General features: G+C 66.4%; 19 protein-coding genes. 8 read left to right on the forward strand and 11 right to left on the reverse strand.

Going from position 1 to position 25,254, the window contains the following annotated elements:
* Positions 1–308: 308 nt before the first annotated feature.
* The 4 genes from Herbaro_RS03260 to Herbaro_RS03275 all read left to right on the forward strand — a co-directional run bounded on the left by Herbaro_RS03260 (position 309) and on the right by Herbaro_RS03275 (position 8,584).
* A complete protein-coding gene (locus Herbaro_RS03260; RefSeq protein ID WP_275012413.1) occupies positions 309–1,535 on the forward strand; it encodes a polyhydroxyalkanoate depolymerase in 1,227 nt (408 codons plus the stop codon).
* Positions 1,536–1,691: 156 nt separating this feature from the next.
* Positions 1,692–5,051 carry a transglutaminase family protein gene (locus Herbaro_RS03265; protein ID WP_275012414.1) on the forward strand — a complete coding sequence of 1,120 codons (3,360 nt, stop codon included), beginning with the start codon at positions 1,692–1,694 and terminating at the stop codon, positions 5,049–5,051.
* Positions 5,052–5,121: 70 nt separating this feature from the next.
* Positions 5,122–7,629, forward strand: a complete 2,508-nt coding sequence (locus Herbaro_RS03270; RefSeq protein ID WP_275012415.1) for a circularly permuted type 2 ATP-grasp protein — start codon at positions 5,122–5,124, stop codon at positions 7,627–7,629.
* A gap of 1 nt (position 7,630) precedes the next feature.
* Positions 7,631–8,584, forward strand: a complete 954-nt coding sequence (locus Herbaro_RS03275) for a transglutaminase family protein (RefSeq protein WP_275012416.1) — start codon at positions 7,631–7,633, stop codon at positions 8,582–8,584.
* Between the two features lie 215 nt (positions 8,585–8,799).
* Here Herbaro_RS03275 and Herbaro_RS03280 read toward each other — a convergent pair whose 3' ends face one another.
* From Herbaro_RS03280 to Herbaro_RS03300, 5 genes are all read right to left on the reverse strand, one after another.
* Positions 8,800–10,554, reverse strand: a complete 1,755-nt coding sequence (locus Herbaro_RS03280) for a methyl-accepting chemotaxis protein (protein WP_275012417.1) — start codon at positions 10,552–10,554, stop codon at positions 8,800–8,802.
* Between the two features lie 323 nt (positions 10,555–10,877).
* The gene (locus Herbaro_RS03285; RefSeq protein WP_275012418.1) at positions 10,878–12,932 is read right to left on the reverse strand and encodes a sodium:solute symporter family protein; all 2,055 of its coding nucleotides are present in this window, start codon (positions 12,930–12,932) and stop codon (positions 10,878–10,880) included.
* The gene (locus tag Herbaro_RS03290; RefSeq protein WP_275012419.1) at positions 12,922–13,230 is read right to left on the reverse strand and encodes a DUF4212 domain-containing protein; all 309 of its coding nucleotides are present in this window, start codon (positions 13,228–13,230) and stop codon (positions 12,922–12,924) included. The genes Herbaro_RS03285 and Herbaro_RS03290 overlap by 11 nt, the downstream gene beginning before the upstream one ends.
* Before the next feature lies 1 nt (position 13,231).
* Positions 13,232–14,806, reverse strand: coding sequence for a sensor histidine kinase (locus Herbaro_RS03295; protein WP_275012420.1), 1,575 nt, complete (start codon positions 14,804–14,806; stop codon positions 13,232–13,234).
* A 65-nt stretch (positions 14,807–14,871) separates the two neighbouring features.
* Complete coding sequence (locus Herbaro_RS03300; RefSeq protein ID WP_275012421.1) at positions 14,872–15,588, reverse strand: response regulator; 717 nt, start codon at positions 15,586–15,588, stop codon at positions 14,872–14,874.
* Positions 15,589–15,962: 374 nt separating this feature from the next.
* On the opposite strand from Herbaro_RS03300, the gene Herbaro_RS03305 reads away from it, so the two are divergent.
* The 3 genes from Herbaro_RS03305 (at position 15,963) to Herbaro_RS03315 (ending at position 18,276) form a co-directional block, all read left to right on the forward strand.
* Positions 15,963–16,385, forward strand: a complete 423-nt coding sequence (locus Herbaro_RS03305; RefSeq protein WP_275012422.1) for a hypothetical protein — start codon at positions 15,963–15,965, stop codon at positions 16,383–16,385.
* A gap of 202 nt (positions 16,386–16,587) precedes the next feature.
* Complete coding sequence (locus Herbaro_RS03310) at positions 16,588–17,532, forward strand: Tim44 domain-containing protein (protein WP_275012423.1); 945 nt, start codon at positions 16,588–16,590, stop codon at positions 17,530–17,532.
* A 321-nt stretch (positions 17,533–17,853) separates the two neighbouring features.
* Positions 17,854–18,276, forward strand: a complete 423-nt coding sequence (locus Herbaro_RS03315; protein ID WP_275012424.1) for an OsmC family protein — start codon at positions 17,854–17,856, stop codon at positions 18,274–18,276.
* Positions 18,277–18,332: 56 nt separating this feature from the next.
* On the opposite strand, the gene Herbaro_RS03320 is transcribed toward Herbaro_RS03315, so the two are convergent.
* From Herbaro_RS03320 to Herbaro_RS03345, 6 genes are all read right to left on the reverse strand, one after another.
* Positions 18,333–18,473: a hypothetical protein gene (locus tag Herbaro_RS03320; RefSeq protein ID WP_275012425.1), complete on the reverse strand. Its 141-nt coding sequence runs from the start codon at positions 18,471–18,473 to the stop codon at positions 18,333–18,335.
* 28 nt (positions 18,474–18,501) lie between these two features.
* Positions 18,502–19,482, reverse strand: a complete 981-nt coding sequence (locus tag Herbaro_RS03325; protein ID WP_275012426.1) for an aliphatic sulfonate ABC transporter substrate-binding protein — start codon at positions 19,480–19,482, stop codon at positions 18,502–18,504.
* 26 nt (positions 19,483–19,508) lie between these two features.
* The gene (locus tag Herbaro_RS03330; RefSeq protein WP_275012427.1) at positions 19,509–20,387 is read right to left on the reverse strand and encodes an ABC transporter permease; all 879 of its coding nucleotides are present in this window, start codon (positions 20,385–20,387) and stop codon (positions 19,509–19,511) included.
* Between the two features lie 13 nt (positions 20,388–20,400).
* The gene (locus Herbaro_RS03335) at positions 20,401–21,378 is read right to left on the reverse strand and encodes an aliphatic sulfonate ABC transporter substrate-binding protein (RefSeq protein WP_275012428.1); all 978 of its coding nucleotides are present in this window, start codon (positions 21,376–21,378) and stop codon (positions 20,401–20,403) included.
* 149 nt (positions 21,379–21,527) lie between these two features.
* Positions 21,528–22,133: a sensor histidine kinase gene (locus tag Herbaro_RS03340; protein WP_275012429.1), complete on the reverse strand. Its 606-nt coding sequence runs from the start codon at positions 22,131–22,133 to the stop codon at positions 21,528–21,530.
* 2 nt (positions 22,134–22,135) lie between these two features.
* Positions 22,136–23,764, reverse strand: coding sequence for a tetratricopeptide repeat-containing response regulator (locus tag Herbaro_RS03345; RefSeq protein WP_275012430.1), 1,629 nt, complete (start codon positions 23,762–23,764; stop codon positions 22,136–22,138).
* A 370-nt stretch (positions 23,765–24,134) separates the two neighbouring features.
* Here Herbaro_RS03345 and recA point away from each other — a divergent pair, with 370 nt between their 5' ends.
* Complete coding sequence (recA, locus tag Herbaro_RS03350) at positions 24,135–25,190, forward strand: recombinase RecA (RefSeq protein ID WP_275012431.1); 1,056 nt, start codon at positions 24,135–24,137, stop codon at positions 25,188–25,190.
* Positions 25,191–25,254: the final 64 nt, after the last annotated feature.

A 25,254-nucleotide genomic window follows, 5' to 3' on the forward strand; every position in this document is an offset into this window, starting at 1 on the left:
CGAATGTTGACTTTGAGCACGTCGTATCGGTGGCCGCACAAGGCGCGCGATGGCGACGTTGCAACTGCCGTCCGGCGTCGCGCATCGCGACTCCTCCGGGAGGGCAGGCGGCCCATATGCAAGCGCCTGTCCTGTGCGCTTGCAAAGCGCGTGCCAGCCCATCGTTTTGTCGCCGCCAGGCGTCGGCAAACAGAGGCTGCGCCTGTATTGGCCCGGCGCCGTCCGTGGCATGCATATTGCATCGAAGGGGGACGAGCGGGCAGCTAGAAGAGACAAAAACGAGTCAGAACGAAAAGGGCGGCGTCCTCATGATCAATACCTACCAGCTCTACCAGCAATACGCCGACGCCACCGACCCGCTGAGGGTCTCGGCCAGGATGCTGGCGCCTGTGTTCGGAGTTCAGTGGCCCGGCCTGCCGGCCCATCCCGTCATGCGCAAGCTGGCCTCGGCCTGCGACGTCTTCGCGCGCACCCAGCTCACCCATGCCCGGCCGGACTTCGGCATTCCCGAGGTGGAAGATGGTGGGCGCACAATTGCGGTGCATGAGGAAGTCGTGACCGCCACGCCCTTCTGCAGCCTGCTGCGTTTTCGCAAGGAAACATCCGACGCCCAACCCAAGGTGCTGGTGGTGGCGCCGATGTCGGGCCACTTCGCCACGCTGCTGCGCGGCACCGTCAAGACCCTGCTGCGCCATCATGACGTCTACATCACCGACTGGCACAACGCGCGCGACGTCGCGGCCGGGCACGGCCGCTTCGGCCTGGATGAATACGTTTCCCACGTGATCTCCTTCCTGGAAACGCTGGGCCCGGGCGCGCACCTGCTGGCGGTGTGCCAGCCCACGGTGGCGGCGCTGACCGCGGCCGCGGTGATGGCCGAGGACGGCAACCCGGCGCAGCCGCGCAGCCTGACGCTGATGGCCGGGCCGCTGGACACGCGGGTCAATCCTACCGCCGTCAACGCGCTGGCCAAGAGCAAGCCCATCGCCTGGTTCGAGGACAACATGATCAGCACCGTGCCGGCGCGCCACCGCGGCGCCGGACGCCGGGTCTATCCCGGCTTCGTGCAGCTGACGGCGTTCATGAACATGAACCTGAACCGCCACGTCGACGCCTTCCGCAACCTCTACCAGCACCTGGTCGAGGGCGAGGACGAGAAGGCCATGCAGATCAAGACCTTCTACGAGGAGTACTTCGCCATGGCCGACCTGCCGGCGGAGTTCTACCTGGAGACCGTGCGCGCGGTCTTCCAGGAGCATGCCCTGCCGCTGGGAAAATTGCAGTACTGCGGACGCGCCGTGAAGCCGGCTGCGATCCGGCGCACCGCGCTGTTCACCATCGAAGGAGAGAAGGACGACATCTGCGCCGTCGGCCAGACCCTGGCCGCACAGGAAATGTGCAGCGCGATCCGGCCTTACATGCGCTTGCACCATGTTCAGACGGCGGTAGGGCACTATGGCGTATTCAACGGCCGCCGCTGGGAGAACGAAATCTATCCGCGCCTGAGGGATTTCATTAATATGCACCACAGGTAGGCGCGCCGGCATGGCCGGGCCCTCGGGAAAACAGGTAATGAAGCGGTAAGAACAATCCGGCAGCGCCGTGCGTTCGGATGCGGCCCGCATCGAACGGCAGGCATGCCGGCCAAGATCGTCAGCACTTCAACCATTTGCTCGCCGTAAAGGATCTACATGTCAATTCACGTGGCGTTGAACCATGTCACCTCGTACCACTATGACCGTGCCATCAACCTGGGGCCGCAAACCATCCGCCTGCGCCCGGCGCCGCACAGCCGCACCCGCATCCTGAGCTATTCGCTGCGGGTCCTGCCGGAGCCGCATTTCATCAACTGGCAGCAGGATCCGGAAGGCAACTACCTGGCCCGCCTGGTGTTCCCCGAGCCCACCACCGAATTCAAGATCGAGGTCGACCTGGTGGCCGAGATGTCGGTCATCAATCCCTTCGATTTCTTCCTGGAGCCCTACGCCGAAGAGTTTCCGTTCGAGTATGCGCAAGAGCTGCAGAACGAATTGTTGCCGTACCGCCAGAAACTGCCGCTGTCGCCGCTGTTCAAGAAGTTCCTAGACGGCATCCCGCGCGAGAAGATGGGTAGCGCCAATTTCCTGGTGGCCCTGAACCAGCAGCTGGCCGACCATATCGACTACACCATCCGCATGGAACCCGGCGTGCAGACGCCCGAGCAGACCTTGAAGCTGAAGTCGGGCTCCTGCCGCGATTCGTCCTGGCTGCTGGTGCAGTTGCTGCGCCACCTGGGCCTGGCGGCGCGCTTCGTTTCCGGCTACCTGATCCAGCTGACGGCCGACCAGAAATCGCTGGACGGCCCCTCCGGTCCCGAGGCCGACTTCACCGACCTGCACGCCTGGTGCGAGGTCTACCTGCCGGGCGCCGGCTGGGTCGGGCTGGACCCGACCTCGGGCCTGTTCGCCGGAGAAGGCCATATTCCCTTATCGTGCACGCCGGAGCCGGCTTCGGCGGCGCCGGTGTCGGGCCTGGTCGATCCCTGCGAAGTGGAGTTCGAGCACCTGATGAGCGTTACGCGGGTGTGGGAAGCGCCGCGCGTGACCAAGCCCTACAGCGAGGAGCAGTGGAGCGCGATCGAGGCGCTGGGCCACGCCATCGACGCCGACCTGGCCGCCGGCGACGTGCGCCTGACCATGGGCGGCGAGCCGACCTTCGTGGCGCTGGACTACCCGGACGAGCCGGAATGGAACACCGCCGCCATGGGGCCGACCAAGAAGCCGCTGGCGGCCGAGCTCTACCATCGCATGCGCGACCGGTACGCCGCGCAGGGCCTGCCGCACTTCGGCCAGGGCAAGTGGTATCCGGGCGAGCAGCTGCCGCGCTGGGCGCTGAACTGCTACTGGCGGCGCGACGGCGAGCCGATCTGGCACAACCCGGCGCTGATCGGCGACGAGACCCGTCCCAACGTCACCGACAAGATCGTCACCAGCCACTTCCTGCACCGCGTGGCGCAGCGCCTGGGCGTGGACGGCAAGAACGTCTTCCCCGCCTACGAGGACGTGTTCTACTACATGTGGCGCGAGCGCCGCCTGCCGGGCAACGTCGATCCCTTCGACTCGCGCGTGGACGACAAGCATGAGCGCGCGCGCCTGATGCGCGTGTTCACCCAGGGCCTGCAAAGCGCGGTCGGCCATGTGCTGCCGCTGGCGCGCCGCTTCGACGAGAGCGGCTGGCAGAGCGGCGCGTGGTTCCTGCGCAGCGAGCGTTGCTACCTGCATCCCGGCGATTCGCCGCTGGGCTATCGCCTGCCGTTGGATTCGCTGCCCTGGGTCACCGACAGCGAATACCCGGCGGTGCATGCGGCCGATCCTTCGCAGCTGTTCCGTCCGCTGCCCGGCGCGACCATGATCCGCCGCCAGCCGGGCGGGCCGCAGGAGCTCGTGGCGCGCGTAGGCGCGGCGGGAGCGGGCGCAGCATCGTCGCCGGCGGCGGCCGGCAGCGAATCGGCAGCGGCATCCTCCGCGGCGCCGGCCGCGTTCGAGTCGGCCAAGCACATCACCCGCACCGGCCTGTGCGCCGAGGTGCGCAACGGCGTGTTCTACCTTTTCATGCCGCCGCTGTCGCATCTGGAGCATTACCTCGAACTGGTGGCCGCGATCGAAGCGGTGGCCGAGGAGCTCAAGCAGCCGGTGCTGCTGGAGGGCTACGAGCCGCCCAACGATCCGCGCCTGCGCAAGTTCAGCGTCACGCCCGACCCCGGCGTGATCGAGGTCAACATCCAGCCGGCCAACGACTGGAACGAGCTGGTGGAGCAGACCACCCACCTGTACGACGCCGCGCGCGCCTCGCGCCTGACCACCGAGAAGTTCATGCTCGACGGCCATCACTCCGGCACCGGCGGCGGCAACCACATGGTGCTGGGCGGCATCACCACCGGCGATTCGCCCTTCCTGCGGCGGCCGGACCTGCTGCGCAGCCTGATCTCCTACTGGCACAACCATCCCTCGCTGTCCTACCTGTTCTCGGGCATGTTCATCGGCCCCACCTCGCAGGCGCCGCGCATCGACGAGGCGCGCAACGACTCCACCGTGGAGATCGAGCTGGCCTTCAGCGAGATGGAGCGCCAGGTCGCGCGCGGCGGATGCCCGCCGTGGCTGGTGGATCGCCTGCTGCGCAACCTGCTGATCGACGTCACCGGCAACACCCACCGCGCCGAGTTCTGCATCGACAAGATGTACTCCCCCGACAGCGCCACCGGCCGCCTGGGCCTGCTGGAACTGCGCGCCTTCGAGATGCCGCCGCATGCGCGCATGAGCCTGACCCAGCAGTTGCTGCTGCGCGGCCTGGTGGCGCGTTTCTGGAAGCAGCCCTACAAGCCGGCGCGCCTGGTGCGCTGGGGCACCGAGCTGCACGACCGCTTCCTGCTGCCGCATTTCATCGAGCAGGATTTCGGCGACGTGATCGCCGACATGAACGAGGCCGGCTATCCGATGAAGGCGGAGTGGTTCGCGCCGCACATGGAGTTCCGCTGCCCCAAGATCGGCGACTACGCCGTCAAGGGCATGGAGATCGAACTGCGCACCGCGCTCGAACCCTGGCACGTGCTGGGCGAGGAAAGCACCGCCGGCGGCACCGCGCGCTATGTCGATTCCTCGCTGGAGCGGCTGCAGGTGAAGGTGACCGGCATGGCGCCCGACCGCTACGTGCTCACCTGCAACGGCGTGGCCGTGCCGCTGCAGCCCACCGGCACGGTGAGCCAGTTCGTGGCCGGGATCCGCTACCGCGCCTGGCAGCCGCCGTCGGCGCTGCATCCGACCATCGCGGTGGACACGCCGCTGACCTTCGACCTGGTCGACACCTGGAACGGCCGCAGCCTGGGCGGATGCCAGTACCACGTTGTGCATCCGGGCGGGCGCAACTACGAGACCTTCCCGGTCAACGCCTTCGAGGCGGAAAGCCGCCGCCTGGCGCGCTACTTCCGCCTGAACCATACGCCGGGAAAATTCGATATCCAGCCGGGACGGCCGTCTATCGAGTTTCCTTTTACGTTAGACTTGCGCTACTTCTAACTCAGCCGGGCCGCGCGGCCCGCCGCGCCGCCGGCGCGGGCGATCCGCGCGGCCCGGTTCGACCTCACCTATGCACCAGCGTTTACTGGAAAGCTATCCGGTCAGCAGCGATCGCTACGACGAGATGCTGCTGCCCGACGGCAGCCTGCGGCCGCACTGGCGAACGCTCATCGACCAGCTGGAACACCTGTCGCCGGACATGCTGCGCCGGCGCGCCACCGAGGTGCGCGACGCCATCGCCTCGGACGGCGTCACCTACAACGTCTATGCCGATCCCAAGGGCGCCAACCGGCCTTGGGAGCTGGACCTGCTGCCGCAAGTGGTGGCGGCCGACGAATGGCGCTTCCTGTCGCGCGCGGTAAGCCAGCGCGCGCGCCTGATGAATGCCGTGCTGGCCGACATCTACGGCGACCAGGCGATGATCGGTGAAGGCCTGCTGCCGCCGGCGCTGGTGTTCGGCCAGCACGGCTACCTGATGCCTTGCCACGGCCTGAAGCCGCCGGGCGGGGTGCACCTGCATGCCTACGCGATCGACCTGGCGCGCTCGGCCGACGGCACCTGGTGGGTGGTCTCGGACCGCACCCAGGGGCCCTCGGGCACCGGCTATGCGCTGCAGAACCGGCAGATCATGTCGCGCGCCATGCCCGAGGCCTTGCGCGACATGCAGGTGGAGTCGCCGCACGGCTACTTCCATACCCTGCGCTCCACCCTCACGCGGCTGGCGCCGGCCAACGGCGAGGCGCCGCTGATCGTGCTGCTCACACCCGGGCCGTACAACGAAACCTATTCCGAACACGCCTTCCTGGCGCACACGCTGGGCTTCCCGCTGGTGGAGGGCGTCGACCTGACGGTGCGCGGCGACCAGGTGTTCCTGAAGACCTTGAACGGCCTGCGCCGGGTGCACGCCATCCTGCGCCGCATGGACGACGACTACTGCGATCCGCTGGAATTGCGGGCCGACTCCGCGCTGGGCGTGCCCGGCCTGACCCAGGCCGCGCGCCTGGGCAATGTGCTGGTGGCCAATTCGCTGGGCAGCGGCGTGCTGGAGTCGACCGCGCTGCACGGTTTCCTGCCGGCCATCTCGGAGCGCCTGCTGGGCGAGACGCTGATGCTGCCGGCGGTGGCGTCGTGGTGGTGCGGCGAGAAGCCGGCGCTGGATTACACGCTGGAGCATTTCGACGACCTGGTGATCGTGCCGGCATTTTCCAGCATGCGCATGCTGCCGGTGTTCGGCCACACGGTCACGGGCGCTGCGCGGCGCCGCCTGATCGAAAGCCTGCAGCTGCAGCCGCACGCCTATGCCGCGCAAGAGTGGGTGCGCCTGTCGCAGGCGCCGGTGATGTCGCGCAGCGGCGACTACCGCCTCATGAGCCGCACCGTCAGCCTGCGCGTGTTCGCGGTGGCCGACGGCGAGGGCGGTTACCACGTCATGCCCGGCGGCCTGACGCGCGTGGCGTCGCGCCAGCGGCGCGACGTGGTGTCGATGCAGCAGGGCGGCACCACCAAGGACGTGTGGGTCCTGCGCGAAGGCGAATCCGCGCCGGACCAGCTGGGCGACGAGGCGGCCGGCGTCGCCGCCGCCGACGGCACGCTGATCCGCAGCACGGTAGACGTCTCTTCGCATGCCGGCGAGAACCTCTTCTGGATGGGACGCTATTCGGAGCGCGTGAAGAACCTCGCGCGCTTGTTGCGCACCACGCTGCAATACACGATGGACGGCCAGACCGAAAGCCGCGGCATGCTGGGCAGCGTGTCCTGGATCTGCAGCCAGCTGGGCGTGCAGATGCCCAAGTCCGATCCGCGCCCGACCATCACCGGCCTGCAGCAAAGCCTGCAGGCGGCGGTGGTCGATCCGTCGGTGCCGGTCAGCATCGCCACCCAGTTGCGCCAGCTGGCCAATGCCGCTTACCAGGTGCGCGAGCACCTGTCGCTGGACAACTGGCATGCCTTGAACAAGATGCCGGCCATGGTGCAGGACCGCGCCAACACGCCGGCCGCCGCCCAGCAGGTGCTGAGCAACGTGATCGATGCCTGCTCCGGCCTGGCCGGGCATGCGCTGGACGACATGACGCGCGACGCCGGCTGGCAGTTCCTGATGGTGGGGCGCCACATCGAACGCATGGCCAACATGGCCACGCTGTTCGACAATTTCCTGCGCCTGCCGCCGCAGCGCCAGACCGCCGCGCTGTCCTGGCTGCTGGAGTCGGCCAGCAGCATCGTCACCTATCGCGTGCGTTACCGGCGCACGCCGGAGTGGCTGCCGGTGCTGCACCTGCTGGTGTTCGACATCAGCAATCCGCACGGCATGGCCTACCAGTTCCGCATGCTGCAGCAATACCTGGCCGACATCGCGCAGCAGCTGGGCCTGCTCAGCATGACCATTCCCTCGCACCTGGCGCATCAGTTGGAGGCGATGAACCTGGCCGACTTCGCGCACGGATCGCCCGGCGCCGCCGAGGCCAACGCGCGCCTGGCGCAACTCATGCGCGACGCCGTCAACGGCGGCTACATGCTGTCCGACGATTTGTCGCGTCACTACTTCACGCCGCTGACCGCCCCGGTCAGCCAGGGGGTCTGAGATGCAGACGCAAGATATCGCGGCCGGGTCCGAACGCCTGGTCTACCGGATCCGCCACCAGACCACCTACAGCTATGCGCTGCCGGTGCGCCTGTCGCACCAGATGCTGCACCTGACGCCGCGCGAGCTGCCGTGGCAGCGCTGCCTGTCGCACAACGTCGATATCCAGCCGGCGCCGCAGCTGGTGCGCAGCTATGAAGACAACTTCGGCAACGTCATCAAGGCGTTTTCGCTGGATACCGACCACACCAGCCTCGACGTCCACGCCGACTCCTGGGTCGAGCTGACGCCGCGCGGGCTGCCACAGGCCGGCATGTCATGGGAGGAGGCGGTGGCGCTGATGTCCTACCACGGCGCGCAGTCGATGGCGCCAGGCATGCTGGATGCGTCCAACTTCCTGTTCGAGTCCTCGCATGTGCGCATCAAGCGCGAGTTCATCCGCTACGCGGCCGAATGCTTCCGCCCCGGCCTGCCTGTGGTGGAAGGCGTGCGCGCGCTGATGCTGCGCATCCACCGGGAGTTCGCCTTCGACCCGGCCGCCACCACGGTGTCCACGCCGGTCACCGAGGTCTTCGCCAATCGCCGCGGCGTGTGCCAGGACTTCGCGCACCTGATGCTCTCCTGCCTGCGCTCGATCGGGCTGGCCGCGCGCTACGTCAGCGGCTACCTGCTGACCGAGCCGCCGCCGGGCCAGCCGCGCCTGATCGGCGCCGACGCCTCGCACGCCTGGGTCTCGGTGTATTGTCCGGGCGAGGACGGCGGCGCGTGGATCGACGCCGATCCCACCAATGGCGTGTTCGCCGACACCAGCCACATCACGCTGGGCTGGGGCCGCGACTTCCTCGACGTCTCGCCCTTGCGCGGCGTGCTGATCGGCGGCGGCCAGCAGAGCATGCAGGTGGCGGTGACGGTGATGCCGGGCGAGGAGGCGCAGGGTTTGCAGTTGTCGATTTGAGGCGGCCGGCGAGATGCGCTCAACCATACTGGGTCGCGCTTTTCCCAGTGAGGAAAAATTACCCGAAACCCCACCCCCGTCGCCCCTGCGAAAGCAGGCGCCCAGCGTCGTTTTCTCTCTCGCGCGCGTCGATTCAATAAGACTTCTGACAAAGAAAAATGCCGTTCCGCACCTGGCTGAACGGCATCCGGCGTCGGCCGTTTTCTATCGATAACTCAGAACTGCTCCCAATCGTCATCGCCGGCCACCGCCTTGCTGCGTTCCGGCGCCGGCTTGGCGGGCAAGGCCGGGCGCGACTGCGGCGCCTGTTGCGCGCGCGGCGCGGGAGCTGCCGCCACCGCGGCCGGCGCGCTGCGCTGAGGTTCCGATTTCGCTGGGCGTCCCATGGCGGCCAACTGGCGGCCGTCGATGCGGAAGATGCTGACGATCTGCTGCAGCGAGTCGGCCTGATCCTGCAGCGACTGCGCCGCCGCCGCCGCTTCTTCCACCAGCGCGGCATTCTGCTGCGTGACCTGATCCATCTGCAGCACCGCCTGGTTGATCTGCTCGATGCCCTCGCTTTGCTCGCGGCTGGAGGCCGAGATCTCGGCTACGATGTCGGTGACCTGGCGCACGCTCGCCACCACCTGGTCCATGGTGCCGCCGGCCTGCGCCACCAGCTTGCTGCCGGTGTCGACCTTGGCCACCGAGTCGTCAATGAGCTGCTTGATCTCCTTGGCCGCCGAGGCCGAGCGCTGCGCCAGCGTGCGCACTTCCGAGGCCACCACGGCGAAGCCGCGTCCCTGTTCGCCGGCGCGCGCCGCTTCCACCGCCGCGTTCAAGGCCAGGATGTTGGTCTGGAAGGCGATGCCGTCGATCACGCCGATGATGTCGACGATCTTGCGCGAGGATGCGTTGATCGATCCCATGGTGTCCACCACCTGTTGCACCACCTGGCCGCCTTCGGAGGCGACGCTGGAGGCCGAGCTGGCCAGCTGGTTGGCCTGGCGCGCGTTGTCGGCGTTCTGCTTCACGGTGGAGGTGAGTTCTTCCATCGACGAGGCGGTTTCTTCCAGCGAGCTGGCCTGCTGCTCGGTGCGCGATGACAGGTCGAGGTTGCCGCGCGCGATCTCGCCGCTGGCGGTGGCGATGGTATCGGTGCCGTGACGCACCTGGGCCACGATGCGGGTGAGCGCGTCGCGCATCTGCTTCATGGCGAACAGCATGCTGGTTTTGTCCTGATCGCCCACCTCGACCTCCACCGTCAGGTCGCCCTGGGCGATCTTCTGGGCGATGTCGGCCGCATAGGATGGTTCGCCGCCCAGCTGGCGCAGCAGGTTGCGCGCAATCAGCAGCGAGGCGATCACGCCGATCAGTAGCGCCAGGCCGCCGATCACCAACATCTGCAGGCGCGCGCTCTGGTAGACCTCTTGCGCGTGCAGGCCGGCTTGCTGGTTGGATTCGTCCTCCAGCGTGGCCAGTTCGGCCAGGGTGGTGCGGCGTTCGATCTGGCGCGGCCCGATCTCATCGGTGATGAAGCGTTTGAGCTCCGCCTCTTCACCGCCGCGGCTGAGTTCCAGCGCGCGCGTGAACAGGGCGCTGGCGGCGGTCGACTGGGCGGTGGCGGCGGCAAGCAATTCCTTCTCGCGGCCGGAAGTCTGCTGGTCGATGCTGAACATCTCCTGCAGCTTGGCCTGCGCCTGTTTGTAACGCGCATCCTGTTTCAGCAGTCCGTCGAGCTCGCGGTCGATGGCGGCGCGGTCGGTCATCAATGCCACGTTGCGCACGGCGATGGACTGTTCGAAGATGGCCGCGCGCATGGTCATCACGGCGCGGATCTCGACGTTGTTGATGTTGACGATATTGTCGACCTGGCTGTTGATCTGCACCATGCGCGCGATGCCGATGGCGGTGATGGTGGCCAGCAGCAGGAGCACCAGGCCGAAGCCCAGTCCCAGTTTGGTCGCGACCTTTGTCTGTTTGAACGGCATGTTTTTCCCCTTGGTGACGAGCGAAGGCGCCGGGCGGCGCCGGTATGAGGTATTGCCGTGGATGAGGTGCTGCGGCTCCCGGCAGGGAGCATGGGTGCTGCATTGGCGATGGCCGGTGGGCCGGCTCTGGCCCATTGCTCTGCGGTAATTGGGCGTGTGGCGACATGTACGGGCTGGCGCCGCTTGTGGCGGCGATTGGGATATGGCTGGCCGTTTCATGATAGCCGATGGCCGCCGCGCAGGCATCGGGAGTTCCCTGATGGCGCTTTGCCAACGCATGTAGGGCCGGAGCTCCGGTTCGCAATGGGCGCCGCCGGCTTTTTTCAGGGAGTGCGGATGTGGTCGATCAGCGCGATCGTGCCCTCGTCGGGCGGCGGCGTGAGCAGGCTGACGATCACCATGGCGGCGATCCCCACCGGCACGCCGAACACGCCGGCCGAGATCGGCGCGATGTGGAACCATTGCGCCGCCGCGTTGCCGCCGAAAGTGGGATTGGTGTGCAGCATGTAGTACACGCACATCAGGAAACCGCACACGATGCCGGCCACCGCGCCGGCCTGGTTGGCGCGCTTCCAGAACACGCCCAGCACCAGCGCCGGGAACAGCGTGGAGCCGGCCAGCGAGAAGGCGGCGCCGACCATGGAGAGGATGTCGCCGGGCTTGAGCGAGGCGGCGTAGGCGGCCAGCAGCGCCACCACCAGCAGTAGCAGCTTGGAGATCGTGACGCGCTTCTGCGAGGAGGCGCTGGGGTCGACCACCTTGTAGTAGATGTCGTGCGAGAGCGCGTTGGAGATCGTCAGCAGCAAGCCGTCCGCAGTCGACAGCGCCGCCGCCAGGCCGCCGGCGGCTACCAGGCCGGAGATGAAATACGGCAGGCCGGCGATCTCCGGCATGGCCAGCACGATGATGTCGCCGTCCATCGAGATTTCGCCCAGCTGCACCAGGCCGTCGCGATTCATGTCGGTGATCGAGACCAGCGGATTGATCTTGTCGATGTTGGCCCAGTAGTAGACCCAGTCGGGCAGGTGGCTGTAGCTGCTGCCCACCAGCGAGGTGTAGATGTCGTATTTCACCAGCACCGTCAGCGCCGGCACGGTGAGGTAGATCAGCATGATGAAGAACAGGGTCCAGAACACCGACTTGCGCGCCGCCGACACCGTGGGCGTGGTGTAGTAGCGCATCAGGATGTGCGGCAGCGCGGCGGTGCCCAGCATCAGGCAAAACACTAGCGCCAGGAAGTTGTTGCGCTGGATGTCGGAGCTCTCCCGCTCCCGGCCCTTGCCGCGCCCGGGGAAGGGTTCGGTCTGCGAGATCGGCGGCTGCGCGCGCGCCAGGTTGGCCGCGCGCGCATCGCTCCAGCGCCGCTCGGCCTCCTCCGGGGTCTTGGGGTAGGACGACAGCGCGCGGCTGGCGGCCTTGATCTCGGCCAGCGAGGCGCGCGTGTCGCGCTTGACGTCGTCGATATGGTGCTGCGCCTCGAGGCGGCCTTCTTCCCACGAATGCGGCAGGTTCTTCAGCTTGGCGTCATAGTCGTCGGCGCGCGCCTGGAAGATCTTGCGGATTTCCTGCTCCTTCGGGTCGTTCTCCAGCTTGTGCTCGATGGCGCTGAGCTTGGGCAGCACCGCGCCGTAAGCCACCGGCGGCACCGGCACCGCGGTGTGCTTGGCCGAGAGCCAGATTACCGGGATCAGGTAGGCGAACAGGATGATGATGTACTGCGCCACCTGGGTCCAGGTGATGGCGCGCATGCCGCCCAGGAAGGAGCACACCAGGATGCTGGCCAGGCCGAGGAAGATGCCGATCGAGAAGTCGATGCCGGTGAAGCGCGAGGTGATCAGGCCGACGCCGTAGATCTGCGCCACCACATAGGTGAAGGAGATCAGGATGGTGGCGGCCACCGCCAGGATGCGGATCAGGTTGCCGCCGTACTTGCCGGGGTAACGCGCGGCCAGGAAGTCGGCGATGGTGTACTGGCCGAACTTGCGCAGGTAGGGCGCGATCAGCAGCGCCACCAGGCAATAGCCGCCGGTCCAGCCCAGGATGTAGGCCAGGCCGTCGAAGCCTTGCAGGTAGAGGCCGCCGGCCAGGCTGATGAAGGTCGCCGCCGAGATCCAGTCGGCGGCGGTGGCCATGCCGTTGAACAGCGGCGGCACGCGGCGCCCGGCGACGTAGTACTCGGGCACGTCCGAGGTGCGGCACACCACGCCGATGGCCGCGTACAGGCCGATGGTGACGAACAGGAACAGGTAGCCGATCCACGAGCGCGGCATGCCTTCGTGCTCGAGGATGGCCAGCACGCACAGGAAGGCGATGAAGCCCGCCGTGTACAGCGAGTAGTAGCGGGTCAGCCGCCAGAAGAAGTCGCGGTTACTCTCCATGCCGGTGCTCGCCCTGTTCGATGTGTTCGCCCTGGTCGCCGTACATCAGCTGTTCGATGCGCTTCATGCGCCGCATGTAGATCACCACGATGGCCAGGTAGATCAGCATCATGCCCTGGGCCGCCATGTAGAAGGAGATCGGCCAGCCGAACAGGTGCACCTGGTCCAGCTCGCGTGCGAAGAAGATGAAGAAGAAGGTGACCAGGAACCATACCGACAGCAGCACGGCGGTGAGGCGCCGGGTCTTGCTCCAATGGTTGCCGGCGTCGCCGGTGCTGTGGGAGGGGGCTTGGTTCATGTCAGCCGATGTCGTCGATGAAGGGCGTGCGCGGCATCAACCGGAAGCTGACGCGAAACAGGCTGCCCGGATGCTTGGGGTCGGCGCTGCGCGGGTTGTTGGAGATTTCCACCAGCGCGTCGTGCTGCTGCGCGATCTCGCGCACGATGGCCAGCCCCAGACCGCTGCCGGTGCTGGGCGTGCCGAGGATGCGGTAGAAGCGTTCGAACACGTGCGCGCGTTCGGCCGGCGCAATGCCGGGGCCATTGTCTTCCACTTCCAGGATCGCCAGCCCGCCGCCTTCCTCGGTGCGCGCGCGCACCGTCACGCGGCCGCTGCCGTCGTGCGGCGTGTAGTGCAGGGCGTTGTCGAGCAGGTTGGAGAGCAGCTCGCGCAGCATGATGGGGTTGCCGGTGATCATGATCGGATGGCCGGGCTGCTCGAAGCCCAGGTCGATGCGCTGGGTGAAGGACATCGGCACCCAGTCCTGCACCGCGGTGCGCGCCAGCTCGTTCAGTTCCACCGGCGCCATGCCGCCGGCCTGCGATTGCTGGTTCTCGGCGCGCGCCAGCGACAGCAGCTGATTGACCAGGCGGGTGGCGGTCTCCGAACTCTGGGCCAATTGTTCCAGCGAGCGCCGCACATCGACCTGGTCGTCCTGGCGCAGCGCCAGCTCGGATTGCATGCGCATGCCCGCCAGCGGCGTCTTCATCTGGTGCGCGGCGTCGGCAATGAAGCGCTTCTGGATGGCGATGGTCTGCGACAGGCGCGCCAGCATGTCGTTCAGGGAGCGCACCAGCGGCGAGATTTCCTCGGGCACCTGGCCGGAGTCGATCGGCGAGAGATCGTCGGGGCGGCGCGCGCGGATGCGCTGCTGCAGTTCGGACAGCGGCGACAGGCCGCGCGAGAGCGCGAACCACACCAGCGCCAGCGCCACCGGCAGGATGATGAACTGCGGCAGGATCACGCCCTTGATGATTTCGTTGGCCAGCTGGGCGCGCTTCTCGAGCGTCTCGCCCACCTGCACCGTGGCCAGCCGCGGTTCGTGCGAAGCGGCGCGCTGCGCGGCGCTGCGGCGCAGGTCGACTTGCACGTAGGCGATGCGCACGTCGCTGCCGTGCAGGATGTCATTGCGGAACTGCACCGTGCCGAGGTTGCTGCGGTCGTCGTCGGGCGGGGGCTGCGGCATGTCGACATCGCCTTCGACGTATTCGCCGGCGGGGCCGCTGACCTTGTAGTAGATGTTGTCGATATCGTCGGCGCGTAGCAGGTCGCGCGCCGAGACCGGCAGCCGCGCGACCACCTTGCCGTTGATCTCGGAAACCTGCTGCGCCAGCACGGTGACGCTGTCTTCGAGCGCGCGGTCAAAGGGCTGGTTGGCGATCGATTGCGCGATCAGGTAGGTGATGGCGATGCTCATGGGCCACAGCAGCAGCAGCGGGGCCAGCATCCAGTCGAGGATCTCGCCGAACAGCGAGCGCTGGATGCGCTCCACCGGCTGGGTGGCGATGGCGCGCCGCTTCTTGCGCGGCGATGCGGGAGGCGGATCGATCCCGCCCGGTTCGCGGGCGGGCGGCGCGGGTTCACGCGCGGGCATGGGCATGCGCCGCGGCGGGAGCGGTCATGGGATGGGCAACGAGGAGGCGCCGCGGCGGCGCCGGATCAGGCCGCGCCGCTGGCGGCAGGCGCAGGGGCGGGCGGTGCGCCGGCTTCCGGCAGCTTTTCAAGGCAATAGCCCAGCCCGCGCACGGTAGCGATGCGCACGCCGCCGACTTCGATTTTCTTGCGCAAGCGATGGACATAGACCTCGATGGCATTGTTGCTGACTTCCTCTCCCCATTCGCACAGATGGTCGACCAGCTGTTCCTTGGACACCAGCCGTCCCGTGCGTTGCAATAATACTTCGAGAAGCCCCAGTTCCCGCGCCGATAATTCCAGCATCTGCTCGCCGATGTAGGCGATGCGGCCGACCTGGTCGTACGACAGCGGGCCGTGCTTGATGACGGTGGGGCCGCCGCCGGCGCCGCGCCGGGTCAACGCGCGCACGCGCGCCTCCAGTTCGGACAGCGCGAAGGGTTTGGCCATGTAATCGTCGGCGCCGAGATCGAGTCCCTGCACGCGCTGCTCGACCGAATCGGCCGCCGTCAGGATCAGCACCGGCAGGCGCGAGTTGCGCGCGCGCAGGCGGCGCAGCACCTCCAGCCCTGACATCTTGGGCAAGCCCAGGTCCAGGATCAGCAGGTCGAAGTCCTGGGTGGAGAGCGCGGAATCGGCTTCCACGCCGTTCTTGACGCAATCGGCGGCATAGCCCGAATGGCGCAGCGAACGCGTCAAACCGTCGGCAAGAACGCTGTCGTCTTCAGCAAGGAGGATGCGCATAGGGATGGCTCAGAGAGGAGTCTCGTCTGATTTGTCTCGTGTTGTGGAATTATTGTGGTATTTTCACGCATAATCTACTAATTCAACCACCAATGCAAATGAGGGAAATGGTGGTGCCGAATTGTTCCGAATATAAGCTCGCAATTCACGCGGCTGCCCATGATTCAATGCCGGGCAGGCGAGTAGGCGAATGGGTCTCGGGGCCGCCGTGGGGAAATCGGCGCCATGCGATCGCCGCAAATGTAACAGTGCGATGGCAGCCCTTGAAGATCGGACTTTCGATCCAATCTGATTGCTGTAATTAATTTGTTGGCCTTGTCCTTGGCGTAATTTTTTGTTGTTATAATTTCTCGCATCCATTGCTGGAAAATTCGATGAAACGTTTGTGGGTTCTTTTGCTGATCTGTCTGTTCCCGGTGCAAGTATTTGCAGCGGTGCTGACGTACGCCAGCTCGATCGCCGCAACCGATTTCTCGGCGCCTGAACAAGTGCAGGTGCAATCCAGCGCCGCGGTCAAGCACCTCGTGTCCAAGACCGTCGCCGTGGCCGACCACGCCGTCGCCGACGAGCAGCAACACGGCGCCGTAGCCGACAAGACTTCCTCGGACGACGACGGCAGCAGCTATGCCGACGCCGGCGAAGACTTCTCCACCCATGCAGGCATTGGCGACGAGCCGGTGCTGATCCAATCCCTGGCAATCCTGCCGGAAACCTCCAGCCTGGCTCCCGCTCTGCGCAGCGACGACGCCAGCCAGCCTCCGTTCCTGCCGCTCGCCGGCCGTCCTCCCCGGGCCTGATCCTGTCGCCTCGCGCGACATGCCTGCTGCGCCCGCTGAACCGCTCCTGATCCAACCGTGGCTTCGCGTCGTGCGACAGCATGCGCATGTCCGCACGCGACTTTCGCTTGCCGGTTTGCCCCGGCGCCCAACCAGGTAACGAGCATTTCAGACAATACGGCCGATGTGACCGCATCACATCAGATTCCATCTAGGAGATAGTATGAAAAAAGCATTTGTCGCGCTGATAGTGGCGGTGATGACGCTGTCTGTTGGCATATCGACGGTCGAAGCCAAGCGTCTCGGCGGCGGCGGTTCGATCGGCAAACAGTCGTCGGGCGCCAGCCGCCAGGCCCAGAGCCCGGCCCCGATGCAGAACCAGGCCGCGGCCGCCAAGCCGGCCGCGCCTGCGGCGGCGCCGGCTGCCGCCCCCAAGCCCAGCCCATGGAAGGGTATCCTGGGCGGCGCACTGCTGGGCCTCGGCCTGGGCGCGCTGCTCTCGCACTTCGGCCTGGGCGGCGCCCTGGCCAGCATGATCAGCACCATCCTCATGGTCGCCCTGATCGCCATGGCCGCGATGTTCATCTACCGCATGTTCCGCCGCAAGCAGGAGGCTTCGCAGCCGCGTCCGGCCTGGGCTGGCGCCAATGAAGGCCAGGCCGCCGACAGCACCGCGACGCCCAAGATCGGCTCGCTGCTCGAGCCGGCGCAACCTCCGGTCGCACCCCAGGGCGGCTTCGGCGGCGGCGGTTTCGGCAATGCCGAAGCGGTGGCCTACGGCGTGCCCGCAGGTTTCGACACGGTCGGTTTCGTGCGCAACGCCAAGACCTATTTCATCCGCCTGCAGGCGGCATGGGATAAGGCCGACATCAACGATATCCGCGAATTCACCACGCCGGAAATGTTCGCCGAGCTGCGCCTGCAATTGCAGGAGCGCGGCGCGGCCGCCAACCAGACCGACGTGGTGTCGCTGGATGCGGAAGTGCTGGGCGTGGAAACCGTGGGCAACGATTACGTCGCCAGCGTGAAGTTCTTCGGCTTCATCAAGGAAGAGCAGAACGCGTCGCCGGCCCAATTCGCCGAGATCTGGAACCTGTCCAAGCCGGCCGCCGGCCAGGGCGGCTGGGTGCTGGCAGGCATCCAGCAGCTGGATCCCGTTTCGGCTTGAGCAAGCTCATGCATCAGTAAAAGTTTGGCGCGGAAGGCGGCGGTTAGTGGATGAGCGTCGCCAGTCCGTTTTACCGCCGGCTCTGCCGGCGGTTTTTTTATCTGCATTCCACGCCTGAAGTCCGCTGTTCGATTCTTCCTGCACTCTTCCTTCCTGGCCGTTGCGGCCGATCTTCCCCTCCGTATTGCACGCGTTGACCGGCCTCGCGAAGTCCTACGCGTGGGCGCGCTGTTGTCCTATCGTCGCGCTTGCCCGGGGCACGCATGATGGAAGACTCGCGCGCACGCTGCGCGCGTTCCGACAAGCGAACAGGAGGCTGCAATGAAACGCAAGGCATCGGCGGTATGGATCGGCAATCTCAAGGACGGCAAGGGCGCGCTCACGACCGAAAGCAAGACGCTGTCCGACACCCAGTATTCGTTTTCCACCCGTTTCGAGAACGGCGTGGGCACCAACCCTGAAGAGCTGATCGCAGCGGCGCACGCCGGCTGCTTCTCGATGGACCTGTCGGCGCGCCTGGAGAAGGCGGCGCTGGGCCCCAAGCGCATCGACACCGAGGCCACGCTGACATTGGAGAAGACCGATCCGGGCTTCACCATTACCACCATCCAGCTGGCCGTCAAGGTCGAGCTGGACGATCGCGACGAGCAGAAATTCAACGAGGCGGTGGCGGCGGCCAAGGCCGGCTGCCCGGTTTCAAAGGTCCTGAATGCGGACATCTCGGTGACGGCCACGCTGGTTTGATCAAGGGGCACGCAATGAAAAAGCGCCGCATCAGCGGCGCTTTTTTTTTTGCAGCGTCAGGGGCGCTTTTCTTTCTCGCGCTCGCCCTCGGAGCGTCGCCTGCGCTGGGGCAGATGCCCGCCCGACAGAGGGAACAGCAGCGCCACCACCACCAGGCAGACCATCAGCAGCAGCGTGATCTTGTCGAGTCCGTCCATGTCGCGAGTCTCCTGTCTCTTGCCGTGCTTATGCCGGTTTCCAGATCGCCACGTCGGCCGTATTGACCTTCCTGGGCAGCAGGCCGGCGCCGAAGAAGGCATCGGCGATGCGCTGCTGCTCGCCCAGCGCATCCAGCCTCACCGCGCGCACCTCATAGCTGCGGCGGCTGTTGGCCAGTTCGATGGTGTCGGCGTCCAGGCCCCACAGCGGCGCGAGGAAGGCCGCCGCTTCCTTGGGGTGCTGCTTGACCCATTGCCCGGTCTTCTGCAATTCGGAGAACACGGCGCGCAGCACGTCCGGATTCGCCTCGGCGAACGGCGTGGCGGCCAGGTAGTAGCGCTGGTAGTCGGCGACGCCGCGGCCGTCGGACAGCACGCGCACCTGCGACTGGCGCTGCACGCCGGCCAGGAACGGATCCCAGGTGACCCAGGCGTCCACGCTGCCGCGCTCGAAGGCGGCGCGACCGTCGGCCGGCGAAAGGTAGGCGGCGTCGACGTCGGAGAACTTCAGGCCGGCTTTCTCCAGCGTGGCGATCAGCAGGTAATGCACGCCGGCGGCCTTGGTCACGGCGATCTTCTTGCGCTTGAGGTCGGCGATGTTGCGGATGGGAGAATCGGCGCGCACCACGATGGCCTGCGCCGACGGCGAGGGCGACTCCTGCGCCAGATAGGTGAGCCTGGCGCCGGCGGCCTGGGCGAACACCGGCACGGTATCGGCCACGTCCGCGCTGAGGTCGACGCCGCCGACATTGAGCGCCTCCAGCAGCGGCAGGCCGCTGGAGAATTCGTGCCAGCTGATCTTGGCGCCGCCGGGCGCCAGCAGTTTTTCCAGGGTGCCGTTGGCCTTGATGACGGTGAGCAGCGTCGAGGATTTCTGGTAGCCGATGCGGATCGCGCGGCCGCCGGCCTGGGCCAGCGCGGCGGAGGGCAGGGCGGCGGCGACCGCCAGGGCCGCGCCGGATTGCAGCAGGCGACGGCGGGACAGGTCGAGAGTCGGTGTGTTTTTCATGGGGCGGTTCGGATCGGAAAGAGGGTTCAGGGCTTGGCGCGCGCAACGCGATGCGCGTTGCGCCAGCGCAGCGTCTTGTGTTCGGCCAGGCGCAGCAGGCTGTCGCTGAGCTTGCCCAGCAGCGCCAGGATCAGGATGGCGGCCAGCACCAGGTCGGGCCGGCTGCTTTCACGGCCGTCGGAGAGCAGGTAGCCGACGCCGCGGGTGGCGGCGATCAGCTCGGCCGCCACCAGGAACATCCACGCCAGGCTCAGGCCGCCGCGCAGGCCGGCGAACAGGTAGGGCAGGGAGGCCGGCAGCAGGATATGGCGAATCAGTTCGGCAGAGCCGAGGCCGGCGCTGGTGCCGACCTCGACCAGCTTGTGGTCGATGTCATGGATGCCGGCTACCAGGTTCAGGTAGACCGGGAAGAAGGCGCCGATGGCGATCAGCACGATCTTGGGCGTTTCATCGATGCCCAACCATAGCAGCAGCAAGGGAATCCACGCCAGGCTGGGAATGGCGCGCAGCGCCTGGAAGCTCGGTTCCAGCAGCGCCTCGGCGCGTCGGCTGGTGCCCACCAGCAGTCCCAGCGCGATGGCCAGCGCGCTGCCGATGACGAAGCCGGCCAACACCCGGGTCAGGCTGGCCCAGATGTGCGGCAGCAGTTCGCCGCGCGCGGCCAGCGACCACAGCGTTTGCGCCAGTTCGCTGGGCGGCGGCAGCAGGCGCGCGGGAATCAGTTCCAGGCGCGCGCCGGCCTCCACTAGCAGGAAGAAGGCCAGCGGCAGGATCCAGCCGGTGAATTTGCCGGGACGATAGCCGTCGTCATGCGGCCAGCCGCGCCTGGCTGCGCGGCGCGGGGCTGCCGACGGCGCGGCGGGGAGGGCTTGCGCCGGCAGGCTGCCGGATCCCGGTTCGCTCATGGACCGGCCCTCGTCACGCCTTCACCACGCCTTGCGCGTAGGACGGATCGATCAACGCATTGATGGTGCGCGGCAGGTCGGTGCCGCTCTTGACCAGATCCTCCTCGGTGAGGATGGGGGCGGCCGCGCGCAAGGCATCGATATGCTCGCGGCCGATCTGAGGATGCGAGAAGTCGTTGCGCTTCAGTTGCAGGCGCGCCACCTGCGGCGAGAGCTTGGACTCTTCCGACAGCAGCGCCACGGTGTCCTCCGGATGGGCGATGATCCACGCGCGCGCCTTTTCGTAGGCGGCGATCACGCGCTTGACCTGGTCCGGATGGCGGGCCGCGAAGGTGTCGCTGACGTTGAGGAAGCCGTAGGTGTTGAAATTGACGTTGCGATAGATCAGGCGTGATCCGGCTTCCAGCTCGCTGGCCGCGAGGTGCGGATCGAGGCCGGCCCAGGCGTCGACGCGGCCCTGTTCGAGCGCGGCGCGGCCGTCCGGATGTTGCAGGTGGACGATCTCGACCTCCCCCTTCTTCAAGCCGTTCTCGTGCAGCGCGCGCAGCAGGAACAGATAGGGATCGGTGCCCTTGGTGGCGGCCACCTTCTTGCCCTTGAGCTCGCGCACTGACTTGATGGGTGAGTCCTTGGCGACTGCCAGCGCGGTCCACTCCGGACGCGAATAGACATACACCGCCTTGATCGGGTTGCCGTTGGCGCGCGCCAGCAGCGCCGCCAGGCCGGCAGTGCTGCCGAAGTCGACGCTGTCGCTGTTGAGGTATTCGAGCGCCCGGTTGCTGCCCTGGCTGAGCACCCACTTGACCTCGGTGCCCTGCGCCTTGAGGTCTTCCTCCAGCCAGCCGAACTTGCGCAGCACCAGGCTGGGCGGCGAGTAGTAGGCGTAGTCCAGGCGTAGGGTCTTGGGCGCCTGCGCGGCGCGTGTGATCAGCGGGACGGCGCCGGCCAGTCCGGCGGCTGCGCCCAGGCGGAGGAAGTGTCTGCGTTCCATGAGGTCCGTTCTTGTCGTGTTGGGGGAGTCTGCGGTGCAGACAAACACTCTAAGGACGAACGCGGTGCGGCAGAACGACTATTTTCACGCTTGGATATGCGCTTTGCGCATGCTCCCGCAGCGGCTGCCGCGGGAGTCGGAGGGGAGGCTCAGGGCAGGCAGAGCTCGAACAGCGCGCCGCCGTCCGGATGATTGGACAGGCGCGCCTCGCCGTGCTGGTTTTCCTTGTTGTGGGCGGTGGCGATGGCGTTGCACAGATCCATGCCCAGCCCGGTGGAGGGCTTTTTTTCCTGTGTGCCGATGCCGGGGCCGTCGTCGCGCACGGTGAAGACCACGCCGCCGGCATGCTTGCGGCATCCCAGCTCGATGCGCGCGCGGGCGAAGCGGCTGGCGTTCTGCATTGCCGCTTCCAGCGCCAGCGCCACCAGGTGCTCGTCGAAGAAGCCGATCAGCGGCATGTCGGTCTCGTCGATGCGCACATCGATGCCTTGGCCGTTGCGGCCCACGCTCTGTTCGCGCAGCAGCGCTTCGAGGAAGTCCAGCGGCGAGACCGCCTCGACCTGGGCGCGCAGTCCCTGCGAGTCGGCCTTGTACAGGGTCAGGAAGGCGATCAGCTTTTCCTGCAGGGCCAGGCAGGTGACGTGCGCCTGCTGCACCCGCGGCACGTCGTCGGAGAGACGGCGCAGCTCGCCCTCCAGCACGCCCAGGGAGTTCTTGATGTCGTGAATGATGATCGCGGCAAGCTTGGGATCCATGGTCAGCTCTTGGGGGCTACTTTGCTCAGCGTGTCGCGCAGGAACTTGTGCATCTTGGCGACACGGTCGTTGCCCGGAATCAGGCGGTCCAGGGTGGCCAGATAGCGCCGTACCCGCTTGACGTACTCGTCGTTCCAGCCGCGCTGACTCATCCACAGCAGGTGCAGCTGCGCCGCCGCCAGCAGCACGCCGGTGTTCTCCGGCATGCTGGCCAGGGCTTCCTCCAGCTTAACCAGCGACTCGTCGGGCTTGGCGCTGCGCATGAGCGCGTTGGCCTCGGCGATGATGCTCATGCAGTGCTTGACGGCGCCGTCGATCAGCTCCTCGGCCAGCGCGGTCTTGCCGGTGTCGGCCAGTACCTTGCGCGCCAGCGTCTGCAGCGTCTTGTTCTCGTGATCGGACTTGATGGCGTCGGCAATCAGCTTGGCGCCTTCCTCGTCCTTGCCCATCGAGAAGGCGGCCTTGGCCAGCGCCAGCGTGGCCACTTCGGAGATATCCTTGCCGGCGGCTTGCTTGGCGGTCTCGAAGGCCTGTTGCGCCGAGATGGTGTCGCCCAGCTGCACGTAGGCCTGGGCCTGCACCGCGGCCTGGGCCGAGGTGAAGACGCTGGATTCCTCGTAGCGGCGCGGGGCGCTTTCCAGCAGGCGCAGCGCCTGGTCCGGATCGCCGCTGTCGACGTGCACCTGGGCCAGCGACAGCAGGTCGGTGGGCTGCGCGGTGAGCGAGCCCTTGGTGTGCTTGAGCACCCGGTCGTAGGCTTCGCGCGCCTGGTCGAGATGGCCGCTGCGGTAGGCCACTTCGCCCACCAGGCGGCTGCGGCGCGCCGACGGGATGATCTCGGAGGAGGTCGTCAGCGCGGCCAGCGCGCCTTCCTGGTTGCCCTGCGCCTCGTCGATCTGCGCCAGCAGGTCGTAGGCGGCGATGAACTGCTTGTTTTGCGCCAGCACGTCTTCGACGATGGTGCGCGCGTCATTGAGCTGGCCGGCCACGATGTTGCAGCGGGCCAGGCCGATCTTGGCCCACACCAGGTCGTCGCGCATGCCCAGCGCCTGGGCGTAGACCTCGCGCGCCTCGTCGATGCGGCGCTGCTCGATGAGCAGCGTGCCCTTGGTCTTCATGATCTCGACGATCCACTTGGGCGCGTTCTTGAGCACGGTGTCGCACTCGATGATGGCGCCGGCGAAATCCTTGCGCTTCATCTTCTCGGTCACCGGCAGCATGGCGTGCTGCTTCTCCAGCAGGCGATCGACGCGCTCGGCGATGCGGCTGGCCGTCAGCGGCTTGAGCATGTAGGCGTCGGGCTGGAACTCCGCGGCGCTGGCAACGAGGTTGTAGCCGCTCTCGGCGGTCACCATGATGAACATGGAGGTCGGCGAGAGCATGTTCTGGGTGCGGAAGAACTCCAGCAATTGCTGGCCGTTGCTTTCCTTGTTCAGGTTGTAGTCGCAGATGATGAGGTCGTAAGTTCCGGCCTGCACGAAACGAATCGCCTCGTCCGGCGTGGCTGCCTGGTCTACCTTGGTCACGCCGAGCTGGCCGAGATGCATCCGAATGTTCTGGCGCATCGTCGGCATGTCGTCGATGATCAGGCTGCGTAGGGCGCTGATATGGCTAAAGGGAACTAAACTCATGACAACAGTCTATAAAACAGTCTTATTTATCTCGTTATATTGCTAAGCCGAAATGTATATCAATTCGGCATGAATCCCTAGCAAAGATAGGGGCCGAATCCTTGTGCATTTCTCGGGAAGCAGCGAGTGTGCCGGTTTTTGGCCGGGCCTGCATCATTCTTTCTCGTCCCCTGCCGCTGTAATCCCCGGGGTCTCTTATAATTGCGCCCTCCAACTATCGCGCAAAAACGCTTGCGCGAATCACTGTTTTTTTATACAGTACTGCCTAGTTGATCTGCGGCGCCCGGCAACATGCCCGGCTGCGGCAGGTGCATCAGGCAATACCTTTCCTGTACGACAATTCTTCACGACCTTTTGCCGAGAGAGATTTATGGACGACAAAAAAGCTGCGAACAACTCTGAAAAGGGTAAAGCGCTGGCCGCCGCGTTGGCGCAGATTGAAAAGCAGTTTGGCAAGGGCTCCGTGATGCGCATGGAGGACGGCAGCGTCGCCGAGGAAATCCAGGTCGTGTCGACCGGCTCGCTGGGGCTGGACATCGCCCTGGGCGTCGGCGGCCTGCCGCGCGGCCGCGTCGTCGAGATCTACGGCCCGGAGTCGTCGGGCAAGACCACGCTGACCCTGCAAGCCATTGCCGAAATGCAAAAACTGGGCGGCACCTGCGCCTTCATCGACGCCGAGCACGCGCTGGATGTCACCTACGCGCAAAAGCTGGGCGTCAACCTGACCGACCTGCTGATCTCGCAGCCCGACACCGGCGAACAGGCGCTTGAAATCACCGACGCCCTGGTGCGCTCGGGCGCGGTCGACCTGATCGTGGTCGACTCCGTGGCGGCGCTCACGCCCAAGGCTGAAATCGAAGGCGACATGGGCGACTCGCTGCCCGGCCTGCAGGCCCGCCTGATGTCGCAGGCGCTGCGCAAGCTGACCGGCAGCATCAACCGCACCAATACCACCGTCATCTTCATCAACCAGATCCGCATGAAGATCGGCGTCATGTTCGGCAACCCGGAAACCACCACCGGCGGCAATGCGCTGAAGTTCTACGCCTCCGTGCGCCTGGACATCCGCCGCACCGGTTCGATCAAGTCCGGCGACGAAGTCATCGGCAGCGAAACCCGCGTCAAGGTCGTCAAGAACAAGGTCGCGCCGCCGTTCCGCGAAGCGCACTTCGATATCCTGTATGGAGAAGGCACCTCGCGCGAAGGCGAGATCCTGGACCTCGGCTCCGAGCACAAGGTGGTGGAGAAGTCCGGCGCCTGGTACAGCTACAACGGCGAGAAGATCGGCCAGGGCAAGGACAACGCGCGCAACTTCCTGAAGGAGCGCCCGGAACTGGCGCGCGAGATCGAGAACAAGGTCCGCATCGCGCTGGGCGTGCCCGAGCTGGCCGGTGGCGAGGCCCAGGCGCAAGAGCAAGCTTCCTGATCGGCGACTCCCTGTCGATCCCCGTAGAACGAGTACGCCGGCGTGGCGGCCAGGGTTGCCTGGC

Source organism: Herbaspirillum sp. WKF16 (genome assembly GCF_028993615.1).
In the GTDB taxonomy this organism is placed as follows: Bacteria; Pseudomonadota; Gammaproteobacteria; order Burkholderiales; family Burkholderiaceae_D; genus Herbaspirillum.

What these genes read in the sequence shown, in the direction of transcription:
- Herbaro_RS03260 (WP_275012413.1), top strand. Translation starts at nt 309, where the DNA reads ATGATCAATACCTACCAGCTCTACCAGCAATACGCCGACGCCACCGAC.
- Herbaro_RS03265 (WP_275012414.1), top strand. Translation starts at nt 1,692, where the DNA reads ATGTCAATTCACGTGGCGTTGAACCATGTCACCTCGTACCACTATGAC.
- Herbaro_RS03270 (WP_275012415.1), top strand. Translation starts at nt 5,122, where the DNA reads ATGCACCAGCGTTTACTGGAAAGCTATCCGGTCAGCAGCGATCGCTAC.
- Herbaro_RS03275 (WP_275012416.1), top strand. Translation starts at nt 7,631, where the DNA reads ATGCAGACGCAAGATATCGCGGCCGGGTCCGAACGCCTGGTCTACCGG.
- Herbaro_RS03280 (WP_275012417.1), bottom strand. Translation starts at nt 10,554, where the DNA reads ATGCCGTTCAAACAGACAAAGGTCGCGACCAAACTGGGACTGGGCTTC.
- Herbaro_RS03285 (WP_275012418.1), bottom strand. Translation starts at nt 12,932, where the DNA reads ATGGAGAGTAACCGCGACTTCTTCTGGCGGCTGACCCGCTACTACTCG.
- Herbaro_RS03290 (WP_275012419.1), bottom strand. Translation starts at nt 13,230, where the DNA reads ATGAACCAAGCCCCCTCCCACAGCACCGGCGACGCCGGCAACCATTGG.
- Herbaro_RS03295 (WP_275012420.1), bottom strand. Translation starts at nt 14,806, where the DNA reads ATGCCCGCGCGTGAACCCGCGCCGCCCGCCCGCGAACCGGGCGGGATC.
- Herbaro_RS03300 (WP_275012421.1), bottom strand. Translation starts at nt 15,588, where the DNA reads ATGCGCATCCTCCTTGCTGAAGACGACAGCGTTCTTGCCGACGGTTTG.
- Herbaro_RS03305 (WP_275012422.1), top strand. Translation starts at nt 15,963, where the DNA reads ATGAAACGTTTGTGGGTTCTTTTGCTGATCTGTCTGTTCCCGGTGCAA.
- Herbaro_RS03310 (WP_275012423.1), top strand. Translation starts at nt 16,588, where the DNA reads ATGAAAAAAGCATTTGTCGCGCTGATAGTGGCGGTGATGACGCTGTCT.
- Herbaro_RS03315 (WP_275012424.1), top strand. Translation starts at nt 17,854, where the DNA reads ATGAAACGCAAGGCATCGGCGGTATGGATCGGCAATCTCAAGGACGGC.
- Herbaro_RS03320 (WP_275012425.1), bottom strand. Translation starts at nt 18,473, where the DNA reads ATGGACGGACTCGACAAGATCACGCTGCTGCTGATGGTCTGCCTGGTG.
- Herbaro_RS03325 (WP_275012426.1), bottom strand. Translation starts at nt 19,482, where the DNA reads ATGAAAAACACACCGACTCTCGACCTGTCCCGCCGTCGCCTGCTGCAA.
- Herbaro_RS03330 (WP_275012427.1), bottom strand. Translation starts at nt 20,387, where the DNA reads ATGAGCGAACCGGGATCCGGCAGCCTGCCGGCGCAAGCCCTCCCCGCC.
- Herbaro_RS03335 (WP_275012428.1), bottom strand. Translation starts at nt 21,378, where the DNA reads ATGGAACGCAGACACTTCCTCCGCCTGGGCGCAGCCGCCGGACTGGCC.
- Herbaro_RS03340 (WP_275012429.1), bottom strand. Translation starts at nt 22,133, where the DNA reads ATGGATCCCAAGCTTGCCGCGATCATCATTCACGACATCAAGAACTCC.
- Herbaro_RS03345 (WP_275012430.1), bottom strand. Translation starts at nt 23,764, where the DNA reads ATGAGTTTAGTTCCCTTTAGCCATATCAGCGCCCTACGCAGCCTGATC.
- recA (WP_275012431.1), top strand. Translation starts at nt 24,135, where the DNA reads ATGGACGACAAAAAAGCTGCGAACAACTCTGAAAAGGGTAAAGCGCTG.